Here is a 22,890-nt window from a genome sequence, read left to right on the forward strand (position 1 = left end):
TAATGAGGTGACAAACATCAATAATCACTCAATGTGCCAAAATTTGAATTTCATCTAGTTGATTAATTACCACATCCGCACCCCGGACATGATCTGATTGACCCACCCAGGTAATACCAATGCAACCTGCGGCTTGAGCATTACGCCCCATTTGCATATCACCGACCGCATCCCCTACCATCAAGCTATGACCAGGTTCTACCCCCAAAGCCTGACAAGCCTGTAAAAACAAGATGGGATCTGGTTTACTCGGTCCGTCATCTACTCCTTTTTGCACCTGGATGTAATCATGCAATTGGTATCTGGTGACAAAATCACTGACTTCGGCTGTGGTGGAGGCGGAAATTATCCCCAGTTTGATTCCTGCGGTTGATAAGGATTTTAATAGCTCTAAACTACCTGGAAATAGTGGCGCTGGAGTGGTACTGAGATATTTTTCCGCTTCCTCTAAGGATTTGCGAGCGATTGTTAAAGACTCAAACCATCCTCTCCCAGTTTCGGCAATATATGCAGCTGCGGCGATTTCTGTTTCCCTGCGACTAGCTACCGAGATTAAACCGGCCCGGTCTAGGGTGTCGCTGTTGATACCAAAAGCCATTAATAAGGGCTCGCCAATACCGGGTATTTGCGCGTCTATGATCCGCACTGCTTTTTGTCCGAGCGATCGCAAATAGGCTTCTGAGTCTTCCAATGTACCATTTTTATCAAAAAAAACTGCCTCGATCTGATCAAAACTGATATTTCTACATTTAATATTTACCAAGCCATTTCACCTCATATAAACAGTTTTTAGTAGAGAATATAGTAAAAAACTCCGATAATTACTCCCATAATTATGGGAGTAATTATGAGAGTTTTGCACTTTTGGTCATCTGAGATAACAGGTTTTAACCGATACTTTTTTGCTCACTAAGGCTAACAAATACATAACTTAAGATTGTTTCTCAACCAGGGGGTATCAAGGAATGCACTCCAGATAAATTAAGCGCGCACCTGTTAAAAAATTCCTGAATCTAAATCTATAATAAGACCTTGGTTCTCGGCTTTATGTTTGAGAATTTCGTGACCAGGATTTTTTTAACCTTGTTTTAACAAAAGCATTATTGACACTCTCAGGTCTAAAGACACTGATATTCTGCTGACAGAATAACTTTAGGTCTAACCCCACAGTCTTACTCTCGCTATGATCGTCAAATACCGTCTACCCAGTCGGCTAAAGTCTAAGCCTAGCTTACTGGCTACTTTTCACAAGCAAAGACAACGGTGGTTGTAACCACCAAGTCGCCTCCCTGTCAGGGCTAAAGCCGCTGAGTTTCCCGCTTACCGCGATATTTTTATCAAAGAAAGTGAGCAAATCATTCCTGTTCAACAGCAGACGGAATATCGTCTTCAAAATCGGTTGCTACTGGGGCTTCCGCATCTATTGTAGTTACAGCTGATACTTCTTCTGTAGCCGGAGCTTCTGCTGTAGCTTCTAGCGCCTCCTCAGCAGCCACAACCTCCTCAGCTTCGGTAGGCGCAGCGGTAATACCTTGCTGTTTAGCTAACATCTGTTCGCGATACTTAGCCGCCATTTCTTCGGCTTTATCATAAACCAAATCACGGTTTTTAATCATATCACCGGGTTCTGGTTCCAGCTGCTTGGTAGACAGGGAAATCCTACCTCTTTCTGCATCCAAATCAATGATCATGACTTTAACTTCATCATTGACATTGAATACGCTGTGAGGTGTATCAATATGCTCGTGGGATATTTCCGAAATGTGTAGCAGTCCGCTCACACCACCAATATCAATAAATGCACCGTAGGGTTTGATACCACGAACCGTACCGATGACCACTTCGCACACTTCCAGACGGTTCATCTTGCGCTCAACCAGCGCTCGACGGTGGGAGAGAACTAGGCGGTTGCGTTCTTCGTCCACTTCTAGGAATTTTAATGGTAGTTCTTCGCCCACCAATTCTTCTTTGGCTTTGCGGGTACTAATATGAGAGCCGGGGATAAAGCCGCGTAATCCTTCAATGCGGACTAATGCACCACCGCGGTTAGTAGCAAACACACCGGAGCGAACAGTAGCATCTTCTGCTTGTAACTGCCGCACACGTTCCCAAGCCCGCATATATTCGATGCGACGAATGGAAAGGGTGAGCTGACCATCTTCGTTTTCATCGGTCAGGATGAAAAATTCTCTGGTTTCGTTGGATTGTAAAACTTCTTCCGGGGCATCGACCCGGTTAATAGACATTTCTTGTATAGGTATGTAGGCTGCTGTTTTAGCACCTATGTCAATCAGAGCGCCGCGCGGCTCTATACTGAAAACTGTGCCCGGGACAATATCCCCAGGGCTAAAGTGATAGTCATACTTATCAAGTAGAGCAGCGAAATCTTCGTGAGTGAATCCAATTTCTGTAGCGGTTAAGTTCTGATTGACCATGCTGATTTGTTCCTGGTTCTAGTCTCCGTAAAGGTTGTGGCATAGGCGTGATGTATATGCAAGGCACTACGAGGCAGGTACACCTACATCTTTTTTTATATTAGCTTATAAAAGCTAGTATTAAAACATATTAACTTCCAGATATTAGATTATATCATATTATTTTATGACTGCAATGATTTTTTTATGCTGATTTAACACTGCCTGGGTATTGACAAAATGACATATCCGCCGATCACACCATTGTGATCGGCGAATAATAAGATTTAAATGCCCTTAACATTCCGGTAAGAGCAGTTTATTTTTCTTCTTTCTTTTCGATGCGGGGGGGTTCGCGGAATGCGATCGCAAAGAAAAGAACTCCTATGGCCAAAGCCAAAATCAAGATATATGCAACGCTTTCCATATTAAAAGCTCCTGCGTCATTAATTAGTCAGTAATTATGGTTTTTGAGTATTTGACGACTTTTGTGGCTAATTACCAGGCATCAAGCGTCTTTGTTACGGGTAGGTCTTGGGACTGGGTTATGGCAAAAACCATTCCCCAGCCCCTAATCCTCAGAAATCAGAGGAATTGCTTACGCTTCCTTACGTACACGGGTGGTCTTGTCACCAACTTTCTGGAACAGACCCCATTCAACTTGTTCTTCCAGGTCAGCATCAACACCGGCAAATACGTCTCGGTAGATTGTCCGAGAACCGTGCCAGAGATGACCAAAGAAGAACAGAAGAGCAAATACAGCGTGTCCGAAGGTAAACCAACCCCTGGGATGGTACGGAATACACCGTCAGAGTTCAAGGTTTCGCGGTCGAAATCAAAGATTTCGCCACCTTGAGCCTTACGGGCGTACTTCTTCACATCGGCTGGATCTGTAAAGGTTTGACCATCTAGGTCACCGCCATAGAAGCTAACGGTAACACCAGTTTGTTCAAAGCTATATTTGGATTCTGCCCGACGGAAAGGAATATCAGCGCGGATGACTCCATCAGCATCAGTCAAGATCACTGGGAAGGTTTCAAAGAAGTTGGGTAGACGACGCACGGTCAATTCCCGACCTTCACCATCTTTGAATACCGCGTGACCTTGCCAAGATTGGGCGATACCATCACCCTTAACCATTGGGCCTGTACGGAATAGACCACCTTTAGCTGGGCTATTACCCACATAATCATAGAAAGCCAGTTTTTCAGGAATTGCTCCCCAAGCTTCTGAGAGGGTAGCGCCTTCAGCCAAACTGCTTTGTACGCGACGCTCAATTTCCTGAGTGAAGTAGTTTTGATCCCACTGATAACGAGTAGGTCCAAACAGTTCAATAGGGGTGGTAGCGTTACCGTACCACATAGTCCCAGCAACTATAAATGCTGCGAAGAACACCGCCGCAATACTGCTAGAAAGTACGGTTTCAATGTTCCCCATCCGTAGGGCTTTGTATAGCCGTTCGGGGGGTCTAACTGTCAGGTGGAATAAACCCGCAATAATACCAACAACCCCTGCGGCGATATGGTGAGCCACAACGCCACCAGGGTTAAATGGGTCGAAACCCGCCGGACCCCATTCTGGCGCTACTGGCTGAATACTACCAGTGATTCCGTAGGCGTCAGAAACCCACATACCAGGGCCAAATAGTCCAGTGAGGTGAAAAGCACCAAAACCAAAACAAAGTAGACCGGATAAGAACAAGTGAATGCCAAACATTTTTGGCAAATCTAAAGCAGGTTCACCAGTGCGAGGATCTCTAAAGAGTTCCAAATCCCAGTAAACCCAGTGCCAAACGGCTGCTAGGAACAATAAACCGGAAAGGACGATGTGAGCCGCAGCTACACCTTCAAAAGACCAGAAACCAGGGTCACTTGCAGGTCCACCGGTGACGCTCCAACCACCCCAAGATTCGGTAACGCCTAAACGGGCCATGAAAGGTAGTACAAACATACCTTGACGCCACATCGGGTTAAGAACAGCATCACTGGGGTCATAAATAGCTAGTTCGTACAATGCCATTGAACCAGCCCAGCCTGCAACTAGGGCTGTGTGCATCAAGTGTACAGAAATCAACCGTCCTGGATCATTCAGAACGACTGTATGTACTCGGTACCAGGGTAGTCCCATCGACTACGCTCCTCCTCGATGAATTATGTTTACAAAGGAATTTTCTTACTGAGGTTCTGAGGGACGGAACCGTTTAAGGTTTGCAGTGGCTTAGGTGGGGTTAATCCTCCTATGTCGCTGTTTTACCGCCATTCAGCCAACTCTTTGAGTTTTTTTTATTGCCAGTCTGCTATATAAAACCTAGACAAAGCTAGACTTTACTTTCTACTTCAACGGGAGCATGGGAGCGGTTATCCCTCAGTAGACTTGCACGCCTTAGCCAGACGCGATATTTCTCAAGTTGAGATTTACAAGAAAGACTACCGCTATCATTGCTTGGTTTTCGCCTTGGCAATAGTCTTAATTCAATACTTGATATCGTAGGATTATATATCAAGTGGGCGATTTTCTTAACTCACTTATGTCAATGCTTGTCAACATAAGTATATTTTTGTCTATAAAATAGTCGGTTTAGGACTACCTCAGAGACTATGGCTAGTTTGGCAATATTGTCAGACCCTGGGGAACTTGACTCTACAGAGGAGGCGATCGCCTGTATGACTTTAGAGGGTTTTTCTTTGTGGAAAATTCCTCACTGGTGTTTGAGTAACCAGCCAAACGCCTGTAAAACGTTGGTAAATCAGGAAATGCCGCCCTTAAGTCAGCCACCTTTTGAGCGTCTCAGCAATTGCCAAGCAAAAAATGAGAATGTTTTAAAAAGTGTAACTAATTGGTGCCCTTGTTTGCAAGCGTGTCATTAAGACTCTTGAAACTCCTAATCCCAACTATGTTGCGAATAGTTAAGTATTTAGCCTATGTGTCATAGTATGATAGTTGACCGCTAATTGGAAAAATCACAATAGTATGATCTCGTTTTTCTTGACCGTGAGACGATGGAGCGCCATCACAAAATTTTTATCATGGTTTTCTCTTTGTCTACTTTTGGTTGTCAGTTGCGCTCCTGGTAAGCAGACAGGGAATTTACCCACTCCTACCGTTGACGGTCGGATTACTGTCGGTACAACTCTCAAACCCAGAACCCTCGACCCCGCAGATACCTACGAGTTGGCTTCCTTGGGTTTGGTGTTCAATATGAGCGATCGCCTGTACACTTATGAACCAGGTAACACAGAAATTAAACCCCAATTAGCAACAGCATTACCCGAAGTCAGCGCTGATGGTTTGACTTATACCATCCCCTTACGTCAGGGAGTGGTTTTTCACGATGATACTCTGTTCAACGCCCAAGCTATGGAGTTTAGTATGAGGCGATTTATGGAGAATAAAGGTAAGCCATCTTTTTTACTATCTGATACAGTAGAATCAGTAAAAGCCACAAATGATTATGAGTTAACCATTAAGCTTAAAAGACCATTTGCAGCCTTTCCCTCACTGTTAGCATTTTCTGGGTTGTGTGCAGTATCACCCAAGGCTTACGAAATTGGGGCAGGTAAATTTCAGCCCAATATCTTTGTAGGGACTGGTCCATATAAGTTAGCTCAATATGGCACAGATTCCCTGAGATTAGATGTATTTGAGAAATACTGGGGGGAAAAACCAGCCAATCAGGGCGTTAACGTCCAAATCCAGACTAGCCCAGTAAATTTATTTAACGCCTTCCGTACAGGTACAGTAGATATAGCCTATCTATCCCTACAACCAGAGCAAATTCGCAGCTTAGAAGCAGCAGGAGAAAAAGGGGATTGGCAAAATATTACTGCTGAGGGTAGCGTAGTGAGTTATATGGTATTCAACCGCAATCAGCCACCCTTAGATCAACCAGAAGTGCGAGCTGCTATAGCGGCTATGATTGACCGTCAACTTTTAAACCAAAGAGTTTTACTTGGTCAAGCCCGGCCATTGTACAGCATAATTCCTACCACCTTTAAAGTTTCCCAGCCAGTATTTCAAGAGAAATATGGCGATGGTAACTTTCAAAAAGCTCAAGAATTATTAACTGCAGCTGGCTTCTCCCCAGAAAAACCCGCCAGGGTGGAAATTTGGCATCCCTCCACCTCAGCTAATCGCAGTTTAGCCGCACAAACTCTTAAATCATTAGCTGATCGAGAAATGGGAGGACTACTACAAATAGAAGTTAATAATGTGGAAAGCGCCACCTTCTTTAAGGACATTTCCAGGGGTCTATATCCAGCGGCGTTACTTGACTGGTATCCCGACTTTTTAGACCCAGACAATTATGTATACCCATTCTTATCTTGTCAAAAAGGCTCCCAGTCTCAAGGGTGTCAAAATGGAGGTAGTCAAAGTCAGGGTTCCTTTTACTACAGCCAAACCATGAATAAACTAATTGCACGACAACGCCAAGAGCAAAACCCCGCAGCGCGTGAGGCAATTTTCCGAGAAATTCAAGAGCAAGTCGCCAATGATGTCCCTTATATTCCCTTATGGCAAACCAAAGATTATATATTTGCTCAGAACGGAGTTAACAACGTCCAACTTGACCCGACCCAAAATTTAATTTATCGGAGTATCAGCAAGCAGTAGAAGGGCGATTTGTTACTAAGTCCGGCAGGATACCGACCCCACAAGGGTAGGTATTTTACATTGTCGTCAGGGCAAGACTTGGGGGACAAGGTAGGACAGTGGACAAGGTAGGAAAACCGTACAAATAATGTACAATTGGTAACAAAAACTGACGATCAACAGACCATTTTTTGTAGAAAATCTTCCTTGTCTACTTTCCCTCCTTGTCTTCGGTGGTGCTGCCTTCACAGTTAATATTAAAAACCTACCCCTGTGAGAGGATCCCCGCCCCACAAGACTTTTAGCTGATGTCAAGTTTATATAGCTGGTCAATGCCAGCTATCAGATATTCTGTTAACAATTAAAGATTAAAATATGTCTCGTTCTCAGGCTTTACAATATTACATTGCCTCTCGGTTACTTCTAGCACCCCTGCAACTGTTAACTATTATTACTATCGTATTTTTATTACTGCGAGCTACACCGGGAGACCCCGCAGATGCAATTCTAGGGGGACGTGCGCCAGAAGCAGCTAAGGAAGAGTTACGCCAAGAACTAGGTTTAAATCTTCCCCTGTGGCTCCAGTATGGTAATTATCTAGTTAACTTATTGCGCTTTGATTTAGGAACCTCCTTAACCAGTCGGGGACAGGATGTATGGGAGATCATTGGGCAATATTTCCCAGCCACTGTAGAATTAGCGGTATGCAGTATGGCGGTAGCAGTGATAGTCGGTATTGTCGCCGGTACTGTTGCTGCATCTCGTCCCGGTACTTATTTTGATATTGGCGGGCGTTTATTCGGTATTATTACTTACGCAATCCCCATGTTTTGGGCGGGAATGCTTTTACAGTTGATTTTTTCTGTACAATTGCGTTGGTTTCCTACTTCTAACCGGTTTCCCCCTAATCTTCCTGCTCCTGTGTCCATCACTGGACTATATACCATTGATAGTTTGCTCACAGGTAATTTTACCCAGTTTTTGGTATCCTTGCACCATTTAACCCTGCCGAGCCTGACCCTAGGAATATTACTCAGTGGCATTTTTGAGCGCATTGTCAGGGTAAATCTTAAACAAACCCTCAAAGCCGACTATGTAGAAGCCGCTAGAGCCAGAGGAATCCATGAAAATAAGATTTTGGTATCCCATGCCCTAAAAAATGCCCTCATCCCAGTAATTACAGTGTTAGGATTAACTTTTGCTTCCCTCCTGGGTGGTGCGGTTTTAACTGAGGTAACATTTTCCTGGCCTGGTTTAGCCAATCGTCTCTATCAAGCTATTTCTGACCGCGACTATCCCACAGTCCAGGGAATATTAGTATTTTTTGGGGCAATTGTGGTTACCGCCAGCATATTAATTGACATTCTCAACGCCTATATTGACCCACGGATTCGTTATTAGTCGTCAGTTCTCTTAGCAATCCTCGTCACTTTTAAAACATTATCTGAAATATTTAAATAGGTTTTTTGACTTTCAATTAAAATATCTTTAGCTTGATCAATTAAATCTACCGTGATGGGGATATTTACATCTTCCGCTAAATACTCTGTAACTTGACGGGCGATCGCATTAACTAACCAAGGTTGACCCTGGGTTAAATGATAGGCGTGGTTGATAGCTTCGGGGGTAAAGATTTGCCCAGTGGCTTCAGTGTGTTGTTCGTATAGACTTTTGACATCTTCCAAGGTAAAATTACTTAAGTTTATAGATTCTACCTTGATATTAAAGAGGCTAGAGGTATTTAATCTATCAGTACCACCAGAGGCTACCTTGTAATCCCCTACATCCCGCATCCCGATTAACGCCACACATTGAGGGAAACCTTGGGGACGACGGGGATAACCGGAGCGGATCTGTCGCAATACAGAAATTAAACTTGTATCAGTTAACACGTCTATTTCATCTAAGAAAACCACCAGGGGGAGGGGAGAATCAGTCGCCCAAGTGCTTAAAAATGTGCTAATTTGGGAGCCAGTATTTACTTCTGGCCATGTAGTGGGCTGTAGGTTAGCTGGTAGGTGAAATTTAACCGACTGTTTCCACTCATCTAAAATTGCTCGTTCAGCAGTTCCCAGATCATGGGGAAATACTGACCCCACTTCTAAGGATAGTAAGACTGCGGTGTACTTACCACTGGCTGTTAATTCCTGTGCAAGGGTCAGCATGGCAGAGGTTTTACCGGTTTGTCTGGGTGCATGGATAACAAAGTAATTGCGCTGATCAATCAGGCGTTTTAATTGGGGTAACCGTTTACTGGTGGGTAGGGTATAGTGGATATCTGGTTGACAAGGGCCAGCGGTGTTAAACCATTTAGTCATAAAAGTTTAGCTATACTCTGATTTGATTATCTGTTCCATGATTGTTGACGGTTGACGGTTGACCGGTAAGAAGTATTAGCTGGTATCTACAAATCTTGGCTTACACTTTGTCAGTTCTCTTACCAGTCCTCCTCACTTTTAAAATACTACTTACGCAACTGGTACAGGCGATCGCATTAACTAACCAAGGTTGACCCTGGGTTAAATGACAGGCGTGGTTAATAGCTTCGCGGGTAAAGATTTGCCCAGTGGCTTCAGGGTGTTTTCTGTATAGTATTTTACATTTTTTAATGTAAATTATTTAAGGTTAGAGATTCTACCTTGATATTAAAGAGGCTAGAGGCATTTAATCTATCAGTACCACCAGAGGCTACCTTGTAATCCCCTACATCCCGCATCCGGATTAACGCTACACATTGAGGGAAACCTTGGGGACGACGGGGATAACCGGAGCGGATCTGTCGCAATACAGAAATTAAACTTGTATCAGTTAACACGTCTATTTCATCTAAGAAAACCACCAGGGGGAGGGGAGACTCAGTCGCCCAAGTGCTTAAAAATGTGCCAATTTGGGAGCCAGTATTTACTTCTGGCCATGTAGTGGGCTGTAGGTTAGCTGGTAGGTGAAATTTAACCGACTGTTTCCACTCATCTAACATTGCTTGTTCAGCAGTTCCCAGATCATGGGGAAATACTGACCCCACTTCTAAGGATAGTAAGACTGCGGTGTACTTACCACTGGCTGTTAATTCCTGTGCAAGGGTCAGCATGGCAGAGGTTTTACGGGTTTGTCTGGGTGCATAGATAACATCGCATTTCAATATGATTCATATTCTCAAGTATATGTCAGTTTTGAATAGAAATAAAAAATTCTGAATAGAAATAAAAAATTCACATCAAGTCAACCCCCAGCCATGGGCTTTCTGCTTTTATTTTTTGTAAAGGCGATCGCTATCACTATTTTTGTAGGGCAGATATTGATTATTCAGTTTGGTGGTAGCATCTTCAGAACAATACCTTTATCTTTCATGGACTGGGTGCGTGTAGTTGTGGGCACATCCATAGTGCTTGTGATTGGTAAACTTTGGCGTTTAATTAGCTCGCGACATTGGAAGCTAGGGTAGTCAAAGGGATACAATAGAGCAAAATTAGCTATTATAGAGTAAAATTCCCCTATGTGCCGCTTACTTGCCTACCTGGGTCAACCCGTCACCCTAGAAGACATACTATATAAACCGGAACATTCCTTAATAGTTCAGAGTTACCAACCGCGGGAAATGACCGCTGGGGTAGTGAATGCAGATGGCTTTGGTATAGGTTGGTATCATCGCCAAAAAGATACCGCCCCATTTACCTACAGAAATACCCTACCCATCTGGAACGATTTAAACCTGCCTCATCTGAGCCGTTATGTAGAATCTCAATGTATACTAGGTTATGTTCGCAGCGCCACACCGGGACAGTCCCTAGATTTTGCCAATTGTCAGCCCTTCCACCACCAACAACAGCTATTTATTCACAATGGATATATTGAGAACTTTCGTCAATCAATATACCGAAAAATCCGTAATCAATTAACTCCTGATTTTTACGACCACATTCATGGTAGTACGGACTCAGAACATATTTTCGCCCTGCTACTGTCTCAAGGTCAAATCAATCAACAGCTACCTCCCGAAGATGCTTTACACAGTACCTTAGTCATCTTATTAGAAATGGCAAAACTCCATCAAGTAACGGTTTCCGCCAACATAGTCTTGAGTGATGGTCATCGTTTGATTGCTTCGCGCTTTTCTAGCAGTACCCCCGCACCATCTCTATATTGGCTCAAAGATGACCTCAATTTTCCCCAATCTGTGATTATTAGCTCCGAACCGTTATTTACTGGTAATTGGACTGCTTGTCCAGAAAATAGCATTATCAGTGTGGGAGAAGACCGTGATATCCAGATTAAATCAATCTAGTCTCAAAGAGGCTATTTTTAACGCTTTGGTGGAATGTCGCCTTAAAACCCAGACCCTGTTTGAGGGTATGGAGGAATCGACATTTTGTAGTCAACCTCATCCTGATTTTAGTCCTGTGGGTTGGCACTTAGGGCATATTGGCTTTATTGAGTCTTTATGGTTACTAGAACATAGCGGGGGTCTCCCTTGTCCTTTCCCCCAATACCGCAAACTATTTGCAGCTGATGGTTTACCTAAATCACAACGTGTGCGGTTACCCCATCTTCAGGAAATACTTTATTTCTTGGAAACGGTCAGAAAACAGGTTTTGGAACGTTTGGAAGTGATTGATCTTGAAAAAGAAGAACGTCTTTGGCGCTTTTTGATTCAGCATGAAAGCCAACACTGTGAAATTATCAGCTTTGTGCTGGAATTGATGAATCGGGAAAAAGTGAAGATGACAAAGATGATTTCTGGGGGTGAAATCAGCAATATTACTGAGATGATTCTCATCCCCGCTGGTGAATTTGAACAGGGAAGCGATGATGTATATGCTCTGGATAATGAGCGCCCCGCCCATAAGAGATATTTAGAAACTTATTATATTGACCGCTATCCGGTGACTTGTGGACAGTATCGCTTATTTATGGCAGCCGGCGGTTATGATGATTCTCGGTGGTGGTCAGCCGCGGGGTGGAAATGGCGGGAAAATCAGCAGGTAATTCAGCCATTATACTGGAGTGGCGATCGCCATGGGGACAATCATCCGGTTTGTGGTGTTAGTTGGTATGAAGCCGAAGCCTATTCACGATTTGTGGGTAAACGCCTCCCCACAGAAGCTGAATGGGAAAAAGCCGCGAGTTGGGATGCAAAAGCTGGTTGTAGTCGCGTTTATCCTTGGGGGAATAAATTCCCCACATCTGAATATTGTAACTGCGATCGCTCCATTGGTGAGACGACACCAGTCAATGACTACCCTGCGGGAAAAAGTAGTTATGGATTATACGACACTCTCGGTAATGTCTGGGAGTGGACTAGTACTTGGTTTGATGGTTACAATGGTTTCCAGAGCTACCCTTATATTGGTTACTCCCAGGTTTATTTTGACCAGCAGCACCGGGTTTTAAAAGGCGGGAGTTGGGCTACACGCCCTTGGGGACTACGTGCTAGTTTTCGTAACTGGTATCATCCCCATGTACGACAAATTTTTGCTGGGTTTCGCTGTGCTACTAGTTAAGGTTTGAACAATTTCCACTGAGGTAATCTCAGGAGTACTTGACGACAGGAATTTCTCACAGCAGTTAGTAGACGATAGGATTTACGAATCATATCTAATGTAGAGTATGATACATGAAGTCGTAATGGGGATAACACAGGGAGATAAAACCAGTAATAAGCCGTTTTGAGGTCATTCCACTTTGAACAGGGTTCTTGATGTAGGAAATCTGAGATATCTACTACCAATCCTCTACCCTGGTACATCATCACATTACGACCGTGGACATCATGGGGTCGTAGTCCACGACTTTGAGCATATTCAGAAACCTGGTCAATATCCCGTATGACTTGTTTGGGAATAGATAATCCCTGGTGTAGACAGTCGTACAGAGTTGTGCCATAAAGCCGTTTCAAAACTAAAAAGTTATCTTTAGCATATAAACACTCAGAGAAAGCCGGGTGAGAACCCAGAAGACGATAGACCTCTATTTCCTCTGTAAAGCCTGGGCGATTAGGGGCATAAATTTTCACGACTAAATCTGGGTGATGAGGATGATAAACGACTACAGCATAATTCCCTTTGCCAATCAGCCGCCAGGGTTGTGGTAGATACCTGACCTTGATGGGATTACGTGAGTCCACACTTTCAATTTCTAAGCTAGGTAGTAGTTCCTGATCAATAATCTCTAGCAAATCCTGCGGGGGTAACTGGTTCATGTTACATAAACTAGTTGGGTCTAATGTTGAGTTTAGCTGTTTGTACTGACTTATCTGACAAATTTCAACTTGACTTAGTTCAACTCGATTCGTTTTTTATATAAAATCAGTAAAGTCGTGAAAAAAACTTGATTAATCTAGCTCAGGCGTGATGTGATGGGCTATGAATATGTGTTTCATTGGGTGGGGTAAAGCTTACCCTAACTTATCTAGTGTTTAAATACACATTATTCCGTATGCTCAATGAGGAATTAAGTTGGAGGTTGAATGTCAATATCTCAGGTTGCTAGTAGCTTCACTTCTGAACATAGTATTGAAGAGCGCTTACAAATAGAGCATTTAATCCCCAAAAACCCCCTATTTGTTCCCAGTGCTGGGAGTGATGTAATTAAGGGATTAACTCAAACACCCAAAACCCTTCCCGCTCGTTATTTCTATGATGACCGTGGCTCTGATTTATTTGAGCAAATCTGTGAGTTACCAGAATATTATGTCACACGTACAGAAACCAAAATTTTACAGCAATATGCTGGTGAAATTGCCAGGATAACCGGCCCTTGTGAATTGGTAGAGTTGGGTAGTGGTAGCTCTACTAAAACTCGTATAATCTTGGATGCCTACGCACAACTAGGCCACACCCTGCAGTATATGCCCATTGATGTCAGTGCAGGGATATTAGAAACCAGTGCTAAACAGCTATTAGCAGATTATCCCTCTTTGAAAGTTCATGCCCTAGTGGCAACCTATGAGTTAGCATTAGCACAAATATCGCCGACAAAATTATTCAGCAGAATGATTAGTTTTATCGGTAGCAGTTTAGGTAATCTCAATCCCCAAGAATGTGATGTGTTCTTTACTCAAATTACCAACGCTTTACAAGTGGGTGATTATTTTCTCCTGGGTATAGATTTACAAAAGCCCAAACATATCGTAGAACCAGCTTATAATGATGCCCAAGGTGTGACAGCAGCTTTTAACCTGAATATGTTAGAGCATTTAAATCACCAGTTTGAAGGGAATTTTGACACCACCCAGTTTGAACACTGGGCATTTTACAATGAAGCTCAAAGTCAAATTGAGATGCATTTACGCTCTTTGCGATCGCAGTCTGTAGAATTAAGCGCCCTCAACCTCACCGTTGATTTTGCTCCGGGGGAAACTATCCTCACAGAAATCTCCCGCAAGTTTAATCTTAACATGATGCAAGAACAGCTCACCGCCAGGGGTTTAGTACCCCTCCAGGAGTGGACTGATGCTGATGGTCTGGTTTGGTTTATTGCTTTGTCAGCTACAAGCATAAATTTTCAGTAATTTAAGGGGGGGAGGCAGTTTTTCCCTCTCCCTTCACAGCCGATTGGCGGGAGTTTTGCTAAAAGATACAAAAAAAGGTCACACTTTTTGCCAAGATGATAGTATTATTTTCCCAAACTTCAATTGGCAATGGTCGGCATGAGTGAAAAAATAATAGACAGCAGAGGGAAAGGTTTTCTCGTTCTGCTTTTGCCAATCTCGTTTTTAATTATTTTCCTGGTTGCTACCTGGAAAATTTTGCTGGTTATGTTAATGGTAATCATTGGCTTCCGGGCTGTGCAAGAATATCAATGGCAAAAGTGGACTGAGCAAGTTAATCCGATTTTTAATGAGTTGCTCTGGGAAACCCAAGGGAAAATTACCCCTATGGATTTAGCAATTAAGGGTAATTTTTCCGGAACGACGGCAAAACGCTATTTAGATAGTAAAGCTAGTGAGTTCGGTGCAAGTATACAGCCTTCACAGGATGGCGGTGAGGTTTATTACTTTATCAGCGCCAGTATTCTCGGCGATATCCTGGACAGTAGCGAACCGGTTACACAAGTTTCACCTTCCTCAGTCACTCAAAGAAACCTATCTCTTTTAGCCCCACCAGCAACCCCACCAGTCAACTTAGAATCAGAAACTGAAGCACCACCACCAGAAACCCATCAAGCAGTTAAGCGCTCACTAGAACAACAGTTAATGTTTGGTTCTCTCATCCAATCGGAACTAGCCAAGCGACTAAATGTGTATTCTAGCACGGTGTATAAACGGCGTAATGATCCAGACTTTTCGGAGTGGAGTCGCAACAGAGACCCTGATAGTATTGCTTGGAAATACTCAGAAAAAACTAAGGAGTTTTTTCCCCTAGAGGAAGGTTAGTCAATAGCTGATTATTTGCTAACAATAGATTATATATGCTCACAAATGCTAAGATAGCGGTATGGCTCATGTACCACTACGAGAAGCAGTCAAACAACTGGGACTTCACCCAAACACTTTAAGGAAGTACGCAGACAATGGCAAGATTGAAAGCATCAAAAACGAAGCAGGACAAAGACTTTTTAACATTGAATCCTACCTCCGTGGTGCAATTAGAACTTCCTTTGTCTGCTACTGTCGAGTTAGTTCAACCAAGCAACGAGACGACCTTGGTAGACAAATCGCCTATATGCAATCACTCTACCCAGAAGCCGAAATCATCAAAGATATCGGCAGTGGAATCAACTTTAAAAGAAAAGGACTGCAAGCCCTACTGGACAGACTTATGCGGGGAGATAAGCTCACGCTTGTTGTTACCTGTCGTGACCGACTCGCAAGGCTTGGATTCGAGCTTATTGAGTACATGGTCGAGCAAAACGGTGGACGGGTCGTGGTTCTCGACAAAACTGTACACAGCCCAGAATCAGAACTTACCTCGGATCTTCTCTCCATCCTCCACGTCTTCTCTTCTCGGATGCACGGACTCAGGAAGTACAGTAAAAAAATCAAAGAAGATCCGGATCTTTCTCACAACCAAGCAGAGGCAGATCGTTAAACAGTGGTTTGGTGTATCCAGGTTTGTTTACAACACCACCGTCAAACTGCTGCAAGACTATAGCATTAAGGCTAACTGGAAAGCGATTAAGACTGACATATTGAACGGATTACCAGAATGGAGTAAATCAGTCCCTTATCAAATTAAATCAATCGCCATCAAAGATGCTTGTAAGTCTGTCAGCAATGCCAAGAAAAAGTTTAAAAACGGTGGTGGTATTAGCAAGATTAGATTTAGGTCAAGAAAAGACACTGTACAATCTTGCTACATTCCCAAATCCGCAGTAAAAGATGTGGGAATTTACCACACTATATTAGGTAAGGTAACCTTTAAAGAAGCCTTACCACAAAGCTTTGGCGACTGTCGTTTAGTATTTGCATACGGTGATTACTATTTGACAGTTCCAGAGGATGTTCTGCAACAGAAGTCTGATAACCAAGGACGTGTTGTAGCACTTGACCCCGGCATCAGAACATTTATTACCTTCTTTTCTGAATGTAGTTTTGGCGAAATTGGCACATCTGCTAATTTACAAATTCAGAAGCTGTGTTTTCGTTTGGATAAGTTAATTTCTAAATTCACTAAAGCCAAGTGTAAACAAAGAAGAAGGATGAAGCTTGCAGCCAGTAGACTGCGAGGTAAAATCAAAAACCTTGTAGACGAATTGCACAAGAAAACTGCTCGATTTTTGGTTAATAACTTTGACATTATTTTACTGCCCACCTTTGAAACATCCCAAATGTCTCAGAAGGCAAAGCGACGAATTAGGTCAAAGTCAGTGCGCCAAATGTTAACACTCTCTCACTACCGATTTAAGCAGTTTCTCAAGCATAAGGCTTTTGAGACTAATAAAGTAGTGATGGATGTCAACGAAGCGTACACATCAAAAACAGTCAGTTGGACTGGTGAAATCATCCCCAACCTTGGTGGTGCTAAGTTCGTTAAGTCTCCATCTGATGGGCGGGTAATGAGCCGGGACATAAATGGTGCGCGGGGGATTTTCCTCCGTGCATTGGTTGATACGCCCTCTCTTAAAGAGTGTATTTGTTAGTGAATGTTAGCAAAAAAGTATCGGTGAAACATGATTGATGTTTAGTTATTCACAATTGTTGATACCTACAGCCTCGGTGATGGAATTTAACTGATGTTTTTCCAGTTCTAACAGCAAACCTTCCAGAATACGGCGCACCATCATTGGTCCTTGGTAAATCCAACCGGTGTATACTTGAATTAAACTAGCACCTGCAGTGATTTTTTCCCAAGCGTCTTGGGGGGTAAAAATGCCACCGACACCAATAATAGGGATGGTTCCTTGGGTTTGCTGCCAAATATACCTAATTACCTCAGTGGAGCGATCGCGTACCGGCGCACCGCTAATTCCCCCAGGCTCCTCCTGGGGTGATTTGCCTGTTTGCTCAATTAATTGAGTTCTCAATCTATCCCGGCTAATGGTAGTATTAGTGGCAATAATCCCAGCTAATTGGTAAGTTTTCGCTAAACTGATAATGTCTGCGATCGCCTCCCAGGTTAAATCTGGGGCAATCTTGACAAAAACCGGCTTTTGTGTCTGGTTTTCCTGCTGTAATAACTCCAAGATGGTACTCAGCATTGCAGCATCTTGGAGCGATCGCAGACCTGGAGTATTAGGAGAAGAAACATTAACCACAAAATAATCCCCCAAGTCCTTGAGTAAGCGAAAACTATGTAAATAATCTTCCCCTGCTTCCTCTAGGGGTGTCACCTTAGATTTACCTAAATTTATCCCTATGGGAATTGTTCGCCCTAAATCTTGGTAATCTGTGCTGAGTCTGGTAACCATTGCTGCAGCACCACTATTATTAAAACCCATGCGATTGAGAGCAGCTTGATCCAATGGTAACCGAAATAACCGCGGACGGGGGTTTCCTGGTTGGGGTACAAAAGTCACAGTTCCTAATTCTGCAAAACCAAAACCCAGACTAGACCAGATTTTTGCCCCCACCCCATCCTTATCAAAACCCGCTGCTAACCCCAAAGGGTTGGGAAACCTTAGCCCCCATAAATTTTGTTCTAAGCGTGGGTCTTGCAGACATAAAGACTGTTGTAAACGTTGATTAACCCAATGAGCAGAAGGGTTACTAGTGTGGGAGAGCCAGCTTAAAGTACTAATAGTTTGCTGATGTAACCACTCTGGGTCAGCCTTGATCACATTAAATAATACGGGACGAATTACTTGGTAAAAATCCATTGCCAATTTTACTCATAAATATCTCAGAATAACTTAGTCCGACTCCCCCACCCGTAACAGTCATTCATGATCTAATTCACCAATGGTGGTGAGCAAGTATTTTAACTAAAAAAATTCACCACATTGATACATACTGTGGTAAACATAATAATGATCACAAAACCCGTCAAAATTAAGTATTTTCTCCCATAAAAGAAATTGAGGATGAAACATGGACCCTATTTCTATGATTATTGCCGCTTTAAGCGCCGGTGCTGTGGCTGCTAGTAAAGATACCGCAGAGAAAGCAGTTAGAGATACCTATGAAGGGTTGAAAACCTTAATTAAAAAGAGGTTTGCTGACCAGGGTAAAGAAGATGATAGTAATATTATAGACAAGTACGAGAAAAAGTTAGAATCACCAGCATTTAAGGAATTACTCAAAGAAGAGTTAATTAATTTAAGTGCAGAACAGGATCATAAAATCATCGAGTTAGCAGAAAAATTACTGAAGCAGGGAGAAGCTGAAGAACCGGCAGCATCTAAGTATAATACAGTCTTTCAAGGAGAAGTGAAGGGGGCGCAAGTAGGCGATCGCAACACACAGAACAATACATTTACCTAACTATATTTACTTAAAAGTCGAGTACTTCAGTGGATCAAACAAGTTCTCAATATCATTCACCCTTTGAACAAGAAGTCAAAAGTGCTGTAGTTGGGGAACATAACGTTATTTACAATTACTTCTACTATAGAGAACAAGTCAACCCCCCAAGCCCATCCAGCCCCAGATGATGACCATCTCCCTTGTCCCTATCAAGGCTTATTTCACTTTGGACCAGAGGAAGCAGATTTTTTCTTTGGGCGGGAAATATTTATCGAACAACTGTATACCGCTACACAAACCCGTAAATTTATCCCCTTACTGGGTGCATCAGGTAGCGGTAAATCCTCAGTAGTTTTAGCGGGATTAGTACCTAGGTTACAAAAACAAGGTCGTTGGCAATTTACCCACTTTCGCCCTGGTTCAGAGCCATTCCGTGAGCTAGCCTTAGCATTAGTTCCACTTTATACCCCCGAATTAAACGCCACAGAACAACTAGCCCAAGGGCGCACCTTAGCCACATACCTAGAACAAGGCACCATCAGTTTATCCGATGTTTTCGCCCAAATTCAGCAAAACCACCCGACTCATCGGGTGTTACTGATAGCAGACCAATTTGAAGAAATTTATACCCTATGTCCCCAGCAAGAAACTCGCCATCAGTTTTTAGATTGCCTACTAGCTAGTTTAACTAAACCAAGCTCCCAGATGGTTTTAGTTACCACCATGCGGGCGGACTTCCTCGCCAATGCCCTATCCTATCGTCCCTTTGCCGATGTTTTGCAAAATGCTGACCTGAAAATTGCCGCCATGAACCGGGAGGAACTCACACAGGTGATTACCAAACCGGCAGAGAAATTAGGAGTATCCTTTGAGGGGGGACTAGTAGAAAGAATTTTAGATGATGTAGCAGACCAGCCAGGAAATTTACCATTACTAGAGTTTGCCCTAACACAGTTGTGGAACCAGCGCCTGGGTAAACAATTAACTCACAGCATTTATGAAGCAATTGGGGAAGTAGAGGGAGCATTAGCTCGCTATGCAGATGAGAAATATGGCAACTTGACAGCAGCACAAAAGGAAAAAGTCCAGCGGATTTTTATTCAACTAGTACGCCCAGGGGAGGGAGCCGAAGACACAAGACGCATAGCAGTGAAAGCAGAAATGGGGGAAGAAAGTTGGTTGTTAGTCAAACAATTAGCAGATGCGCGGTTAGTGGTGACTAGTCGTAACGTCACGGCACAAGAAACAGTGGAAGTAGTCCATGAGGCGTTAATTCGTAACTGGGTAGAACTGCGGACATGGATAGATAGTAACCGGGAGTTTAGAGCCTGGCAAGAAAGACTCAGAGCCGCCAAGGAACAATGGAAAGCCACGGATAAAGATCCGGGTTCATTGTTGCGTGGGGCTGCACTAGCCCAAGCCCAGGAAAAACTGCAAGAGCGCCCAGAGGATTTAATTGATGAGCAAGAGTTTATTGAGCAGAGTATTCAAGAACAGAGCCGCATAGAACAGGTGGAAATTGCACGGCGAAAACGGGAAATCACCACCGCTTGGGGAATTGCGGCGGGTTTCTTAGTAGCAGTAGCAGCGGTGGTAAGTATTGCCTCGGCTATAATAGCTGTGGAACAGAGGAACCAAGCCGAACTAAATCAAGCCAAATCTCAGGGGTGGTCTAGCTCGTTTCTGTTTAAAGAACATAAACAGTTAGAAGCCATGGTCAATGCCATTAAAGTCGGGAAAATCCTTCAGAATAGAAAGGGAAACCATCCCGAGGTAATTGCTGCATTACAAAATATTTTTTACGCCAGCCAGCGCCATTCCTGGAAAGGGCATGATAGAGGGGTTAATAGTGTCACCATCAGCCCGGACGGCAAAACCTTGGCTTCTGGGAGTAGTGACAACACCATCAAAATCTGGGATTTAGGTACGGGTAACCTGCAGCGCACCCTCCCAGGGCATGATGGCTTGGTTTCGAGCGTCACCATCAGCCCGGACGGCAAAACCTTGGCTTCTGGGAGTACTGACAAGACTATCAAAATCTGGGATTTAGGTACGGGGGAACTGAAGCACACCCTGGAAGGGCATAATAGCTTGGTTTTGAGTGTCACCATCAGCCCGGACGGCAAAACCTTGGCTTCTGGGAGTAGTGACAACACCATCAAAATCTGGGATTTAGGTACGGGGGAACTGAAGCACACCCTGGAAGGGCATAATAGCTTGGTTTTGAGTGTCACCATCAGCCCGGACGGCAAAACCTTGGCTTCTGGGAGTAGTGACAACACCATCAAAATCTGGGATTTAGGTACGGGTAACCTGCAGCGCACCCTCCCAGGGCATGATGGCTTGGTTTCGAGCGTCACCATCAGCCCGGACGGCAAAACCTTGGCTTCTGGGAGTACTGACAAGACTATCAAAATCTGGGATTTAGGTACGGGTAACCTGCAGCGCACCCTCCCAGGGCATAATGGCGAGGTTTCTAGCGTCACCATCAGCCCGGACGGCAAAACCTTGGCTTCTGGGAGTAGTGACAACACCATCAAAATCTGGGATTTAGGTACGGGGGAACTGAAGCACACCCTGGAAGGGCATAATAGCTTGGTTTTGAGTGTCACCATCAGCCCGGACGGCAAAACCTTGGCTTCTGGGAGTGCTGACAAGACCATCAAAATCTGGGATGCACCCACAAAAAACCCCATCCCCACCCTGGAAGGGCATAATGGCGGGGTTTTGAGCGTCACCATCAGCCCGGACGGCAAAACCTTGGCTTCTGGGAGTACTGACAAGACTATCAGAATCTGGGATGTAGACACCCAGAAAATCATCCACACCCTGGAAGGGCATAATGACGTGGTTTTGAGCGTCACCATCAGCTCCGACGGCAAAACCTTGGCTTCTGGGAGTTATGACCAGACCATCAAAATCTGGGATGTAGATACGGGTATCCTGCAGCGCACCCTAGAAGGGCATAATTACTGGGTTTCTAGCGTCACTATCAGCCCGGACGGCAAAACCTTGGCTTCTGGGAGTCATGACAACACCATCAAAATCTGGGATTTAGCTACGGGGAAGCTGAAGTACACCCTGGAAGGGCATAGTAGCTGGGTTTATAGCCTCACCATCAGCCCGGACGGCAAAACCTTGGTTTCTGGGAGTGGTGACAAGACCATCAAAATCTGGGATTTAGGTACGCGTGAACTGAAGCACACCCTCCCAGGGCATAATGGCGGTGTTTCGAGCGTCACCATCAGCCCGGACGGCAAAACCTTAGCTTCTGGGAGTCATGACAACACCATCAAAATCTGGGATGTAGGTACGAGGGAACTGCGGCGCACCCTCCAAGGGCATAATGACTCGGTTTCGAGCGTCACCATCAGCCCGGACGGCAAAACCTTGGCTTCTGGGAGTTGGGACGACAGCATCAAAATCTGGGATTTAGCCACTGGTGACCTAATCCGCACCCTGGAAGGGCATAATAGCTGGGTTTTGAGCGTCACCATCAGCCGCGACGGCAAATTAGCTTCTGGGAGTTACAACAAGCCCATCAAAATCTGGGATTTAGATTTAGACTCTTTAATAAAGCGCAATTGTGATTGGGTGCGGAATTATCTCCAGAATAGTTCCGAGGTCAGTCAGGAAGATAGGGGCTTGTGTGATGACATCCGCTCATCAATCTGAATATAAAGCCTTTTGGTGTGTCTCATGAAGTACACACTAATTTACTCCCTACTCCCTGCTCCCTGTTCCCTGTTCCCTTTTCCCTAAAACTCAAACACCGTTTACCTCACACATATGGGGCGTAAAATATCTAAATCCGACCTACCTGAAAAAATCTGTCCTGTATGTCAACGTCCCTTCACCTGGCGCAAAAAATGGCAAGATTGTTGGGATGAGGTGAAATACTGCTCAGAACGTTGTCGTCGTCGTCGTTCTCAAGGTCAAAATTAAAAGCAATCGGGAGAAGCGCACCCCATGAGGGGAAAAGACCCCGTACATGGTTGATCTGCTGGCGAATCATAATTAATTAATCTAACTTGATATAAGACCAAT

Annotated in this window: 19 protein-coding genes and 2 pseudogenes; 13 read left to right on the plus strand and 8 right to left on the minus strand. The window is 44.0% G+C overall.

All coding sequences use genetic code 11. The features are described from left to right. Nucleotides 1–28 precede the first annotated feature (28 nt). The 4 genes and pseudogenes from AC6IZ0_RS01005 to psbB form a co-directional block, all read right to left on the minus strand. Complete coding sequence (locus AC6IZ0_RS01005) at nucleotides 29–763, minus strand: HAD family hydrolase (RefSeq protein ID WP_497724734.1); 735 nt, start codon at nucleotides 761–763, stop codon at nucleotides 29–31. Nucleotides 764–1,355: 592 nt separating this feature from the next. Beyond that, on the minus strand, nucleotides 1,356–2,435 hold the full coding sequence (locus AC6IZ0_RS01010) for a 30S ribosomal protein S1 (RefSeq protein ID WP_271733946.1): 1,080 nt from the start codon (nucleotides 2,433–2,435) through the stop codon (nucleotides 1,356–1,358). 298 nt (nucleotides 2,436–2,733) lie between these two features. Beyond that, a complete protein-coding gene (locus tag AC6IZ0_RS01015) occupies nucleotides 2,734–2,841 on the minus strand; it encodes a photosystem II reaction center protein T (protein WP_089093525.1) in 108 nt (35 codons plus the stop codon). 171 nt (nucleotides 2,842–3,012) lie between these two features. Further along, nucleotides 3,013–4,541: pseudogene (psbB, locus tag AC6IZ0_RS01020) on the minus strand (photosystem II chlorophyll-binding protein CP47). 470 nt (nucleotides 4,542–5,011) lie between these two features. Here psbB and AC6IZ0_RS01025 point away from each other — a divergent pair. From AC6IZ0_RS01025 to AC6IZ0_RS01035, 3 genes are all read left to right on the plus strand, one after another. After that, entirely contained in the window at nucleotides 5,012–5,281 is a 270-nt protein-coding gene (locus AC6IZ0_RS01025; protein ID WP_497724736.1) for a hypothetical protein, read from the plus strand. Nucleotides 5,282–5,384: 103 nt separating this feature from the next. Continuing rightward, on the plus strand, nucleotides 5,385–7,025 hold the full coding sequence (locus tag AC6IZ0_RS01030) for an ABC transporter substrate-binding protein (RefSeq protein ID WP_497724737.1): 1,641 nt from the start codon (nucleotides 5,385–5,387) through the stop codon (nucleotides 7,023–7,025). A 354-nt stretch (nucleotides 7,026–7,379) separates the two neighbouring features. After that, entirely contained in the window at nucleotides 7,380–8,405 is a 1,026-nt protein-coding gene (locus tag AC6IZ0_RS01035; RefSeq protein WP_271733949.1) for an ABC transporter permease, read from the plus strand. On the opposite strand, the gene AC6IZ0_RS01040 is transcribed toward AC6IZ0_RS01035, so the two are convergent. Continuing rightward, entirely contained in the window at nucleotides 8,402–9,322 is a 921-nt protein-coding gene (locus AC6IZ0_RS01040; RefSeq protein ID WP_497724738.1) for an AAA-like domain-containing protein, read from the minus strand. The two genes, AC6IZ0_RS01035 and AC6IZ0_RS01040, sit on opposite strands and share 4 nt — an antisense overlap. 287 nt (nucleotides 9,323–9,609) lie before the next feature. Next, entirely contained in the window at nucleotides 9,610–10,143 is a 534-nt protein-coding gene (locus tag AC6IZ0_RS01045) for a hypothetical protein (RefSeq protein WP_497724739.1), read from the minus strand. 93 nt (nucleotides 10,144–10,236) lie between these two features. Between AC6IZ0_RS01045 and AC6IZ0_RS01050 the strand changes: the two genes are divergently transcribed. From AC6IZ0_RS01050 to egtB, 3 genes are read left to right on the plus strand one after another with little or no spacing between them, the layout of a single operon-like run. Next, on the plus strand, nucleotides 10,237–10,446 hold the full coding sequence (locus tag AC6IZ0_RS01050; RefSeq protein ID WP_497724740.1) for a hypothetical protein: 210 nt from the start codon (nucleotides 10,237–10,239) through the stop codon (nucleotides 10,444–10,446). Nucleotides 10,447–10,497: 51 nt separating this feature from the next. Continuing rightward, nucleotides 10,498–11,286 carry an ergothioneine biosynthesis protein EgtC gene (gene egtC, locus AC6IZ0_RS01055; protein ID WP_497724741.1) on the plus strand — a complete coding sequence of 263 codons (789 nt, stop codon included), beginning with the start codon at nucleotides 10,498–10,500 and terminating at the stop codon, nucleotides 11,284–11,286. Further along, the gene (gene egtB, locus AC6IZ0_RS01060; protein WP_280801433.1) at nucleotides 11,261–12,502 is read left to right on the plus strand and encodes an ergothioneine biosynthesis protein EgtB; all 1,242 of its coding nucleotides are present in this window, start codon (nucleotides 11,261–11,263) and stop codon (nucleotides 12,500–12,502) included. Before egtC ends, egtB begins: the two co-directional genes overlap by 26 nt. Here egtB and AC6IZ0_RS01065 read toward each other — a convergent pair. Further along, nucleotides 12,499–13,200, minus strand: a complete 702-nt coding sequence (locus AC6IZ0_RS01065; protein ID WP_497724742.1) for a serine/threonine protein kinase — start codon at nucleotides 13,198–13,200, stop codon at nucleotides 12,499–12,501. The genes egtB and AC6IZ0_RS01065 overlap by 4 nt on opposite strands. A gap of 267 nt (nucleotides 13,201–13,467) precedes the next feature. On the opposite strand from AC6IZ0_RS01065, the pseudogene egtD reads away from it, so the two are divergent. From egtD to AC6IZ0_RS01085, 4 genes and pseudogenes are all read left to right on the plus strand, one after another. Continuing rightward, nucleotides 13,468–14,500: pseudogene (egtD, locus tag AC6IZ0_RS01070) on the plus strand (L-histidine N(alpha)-methyltransferase). 149 nt (nucleotides 14,501–14,649) lie between these two features. After that, on the plus strand, nucleotides 14,650–15,375 hold the full coding sequence (locus tag AC6IZ0_RS01075; protein WP_497724743.1) for a hypothetical protein: 726 nt from the start codon (nucleotides 14,650–14,652) through the stop codon (nucleotides 15,373–15,375). A 61-nt stretch (nucleotides 15,376–15,436) separates the two neighbouring features. Next, entirely contained in the window at nucleotides 15,437–16,030 is a 594-nt protein-coding gene (locus AC6IZ0_RS01080) for an IS607 family transposase (protein ID WP_497724744.1), read from the plus strand. After that, nucleotides 15,996–17,081: an RNA-guided endonuclease InsQ/TnpB family protein gene (locus AC6IZ0_RS01085; RefSeq protein WP_497725976.1), complete on the plus strand. Its 1,086-nt coding sequence runs from the start codon at nucleotides 15,996–15,998 to the stop codon at nucleotides 17,079–17,081. Before AC6IZ0_RS01080 ends, AC6IZ0_RS01085 begins: the two co-directional genes overlap by 35 nt. Before the next feature lie 45 nt (nucleotides 17,082–17,126). On the opposite strand, the gene AC6IZ0_RS01090 is transcribed toward AC6IZ0_RS01085, so the two are convergent. Beyond that, entirely contained in the window at nucleotides 17,127–18,257 is a 1,131-nt protein-coding gene (locus AC6IZ0_RS01090; RefSeq protein WP_497724746.1) for a quinone-dependent dihydroorotate dehydrogenase, read from the minus strand. 211 nt (nucleotides 18,258–18,468) lie between these two features. On the opposite strand from AC6IZ0_RS01090, the gene AC6IZ0_RS01095 reads away from it, so the two are divergent. The 3 genes from AC6IZ0_RS01095 (at nucleotide 18,469) to AC6IZ0_RS01105 (ending at nucleotide 22,788) form a co-directional block, all read left to right on the plus strand. Continuing rightward, a complete protein-coding gene (locus tag AC6IZ0_RS01095) occupies nucleotides 18,469–18,861 on the plus strand; it encodes a Het-E N-terminal domain-containing protein (protein ID WP_280793043.1) in 393 nt (130 codons plus the stop codon). Between the two features lie 90 nt (nucleotides 18,862–18,951). Further along, a complete protein-coding gene (locus AC6IZ0_RS01100; protein WP_497724747.1) occupies nucleotides 18,952–22,518 on the plus strand; it encodes an nSTAND1 domain-containing NTPase in 3,567 nt (1,188 codons plus the stop codon). Between the two features lie 114 nt (nucleotides 22,519–22,632). Beyond that, complete coding sequence (locus AC6IZ0_RS01105; RefSeq protein ID WP_497724749.1) at nucleotides 22,633–22,788, plus strand: DUF2256 domain-containing protein; 156 nt, start codon at nucleotides 22,633–22,635, stop codon at nucleotides 22,786–22,788. The last annotated feature ends 102 nt before the right edge of the window (nucleotides 22,789–22,890 follow it).

Source organism: Anabaenopsis sp. NIES-4685 (assembly GCF_059725405.1).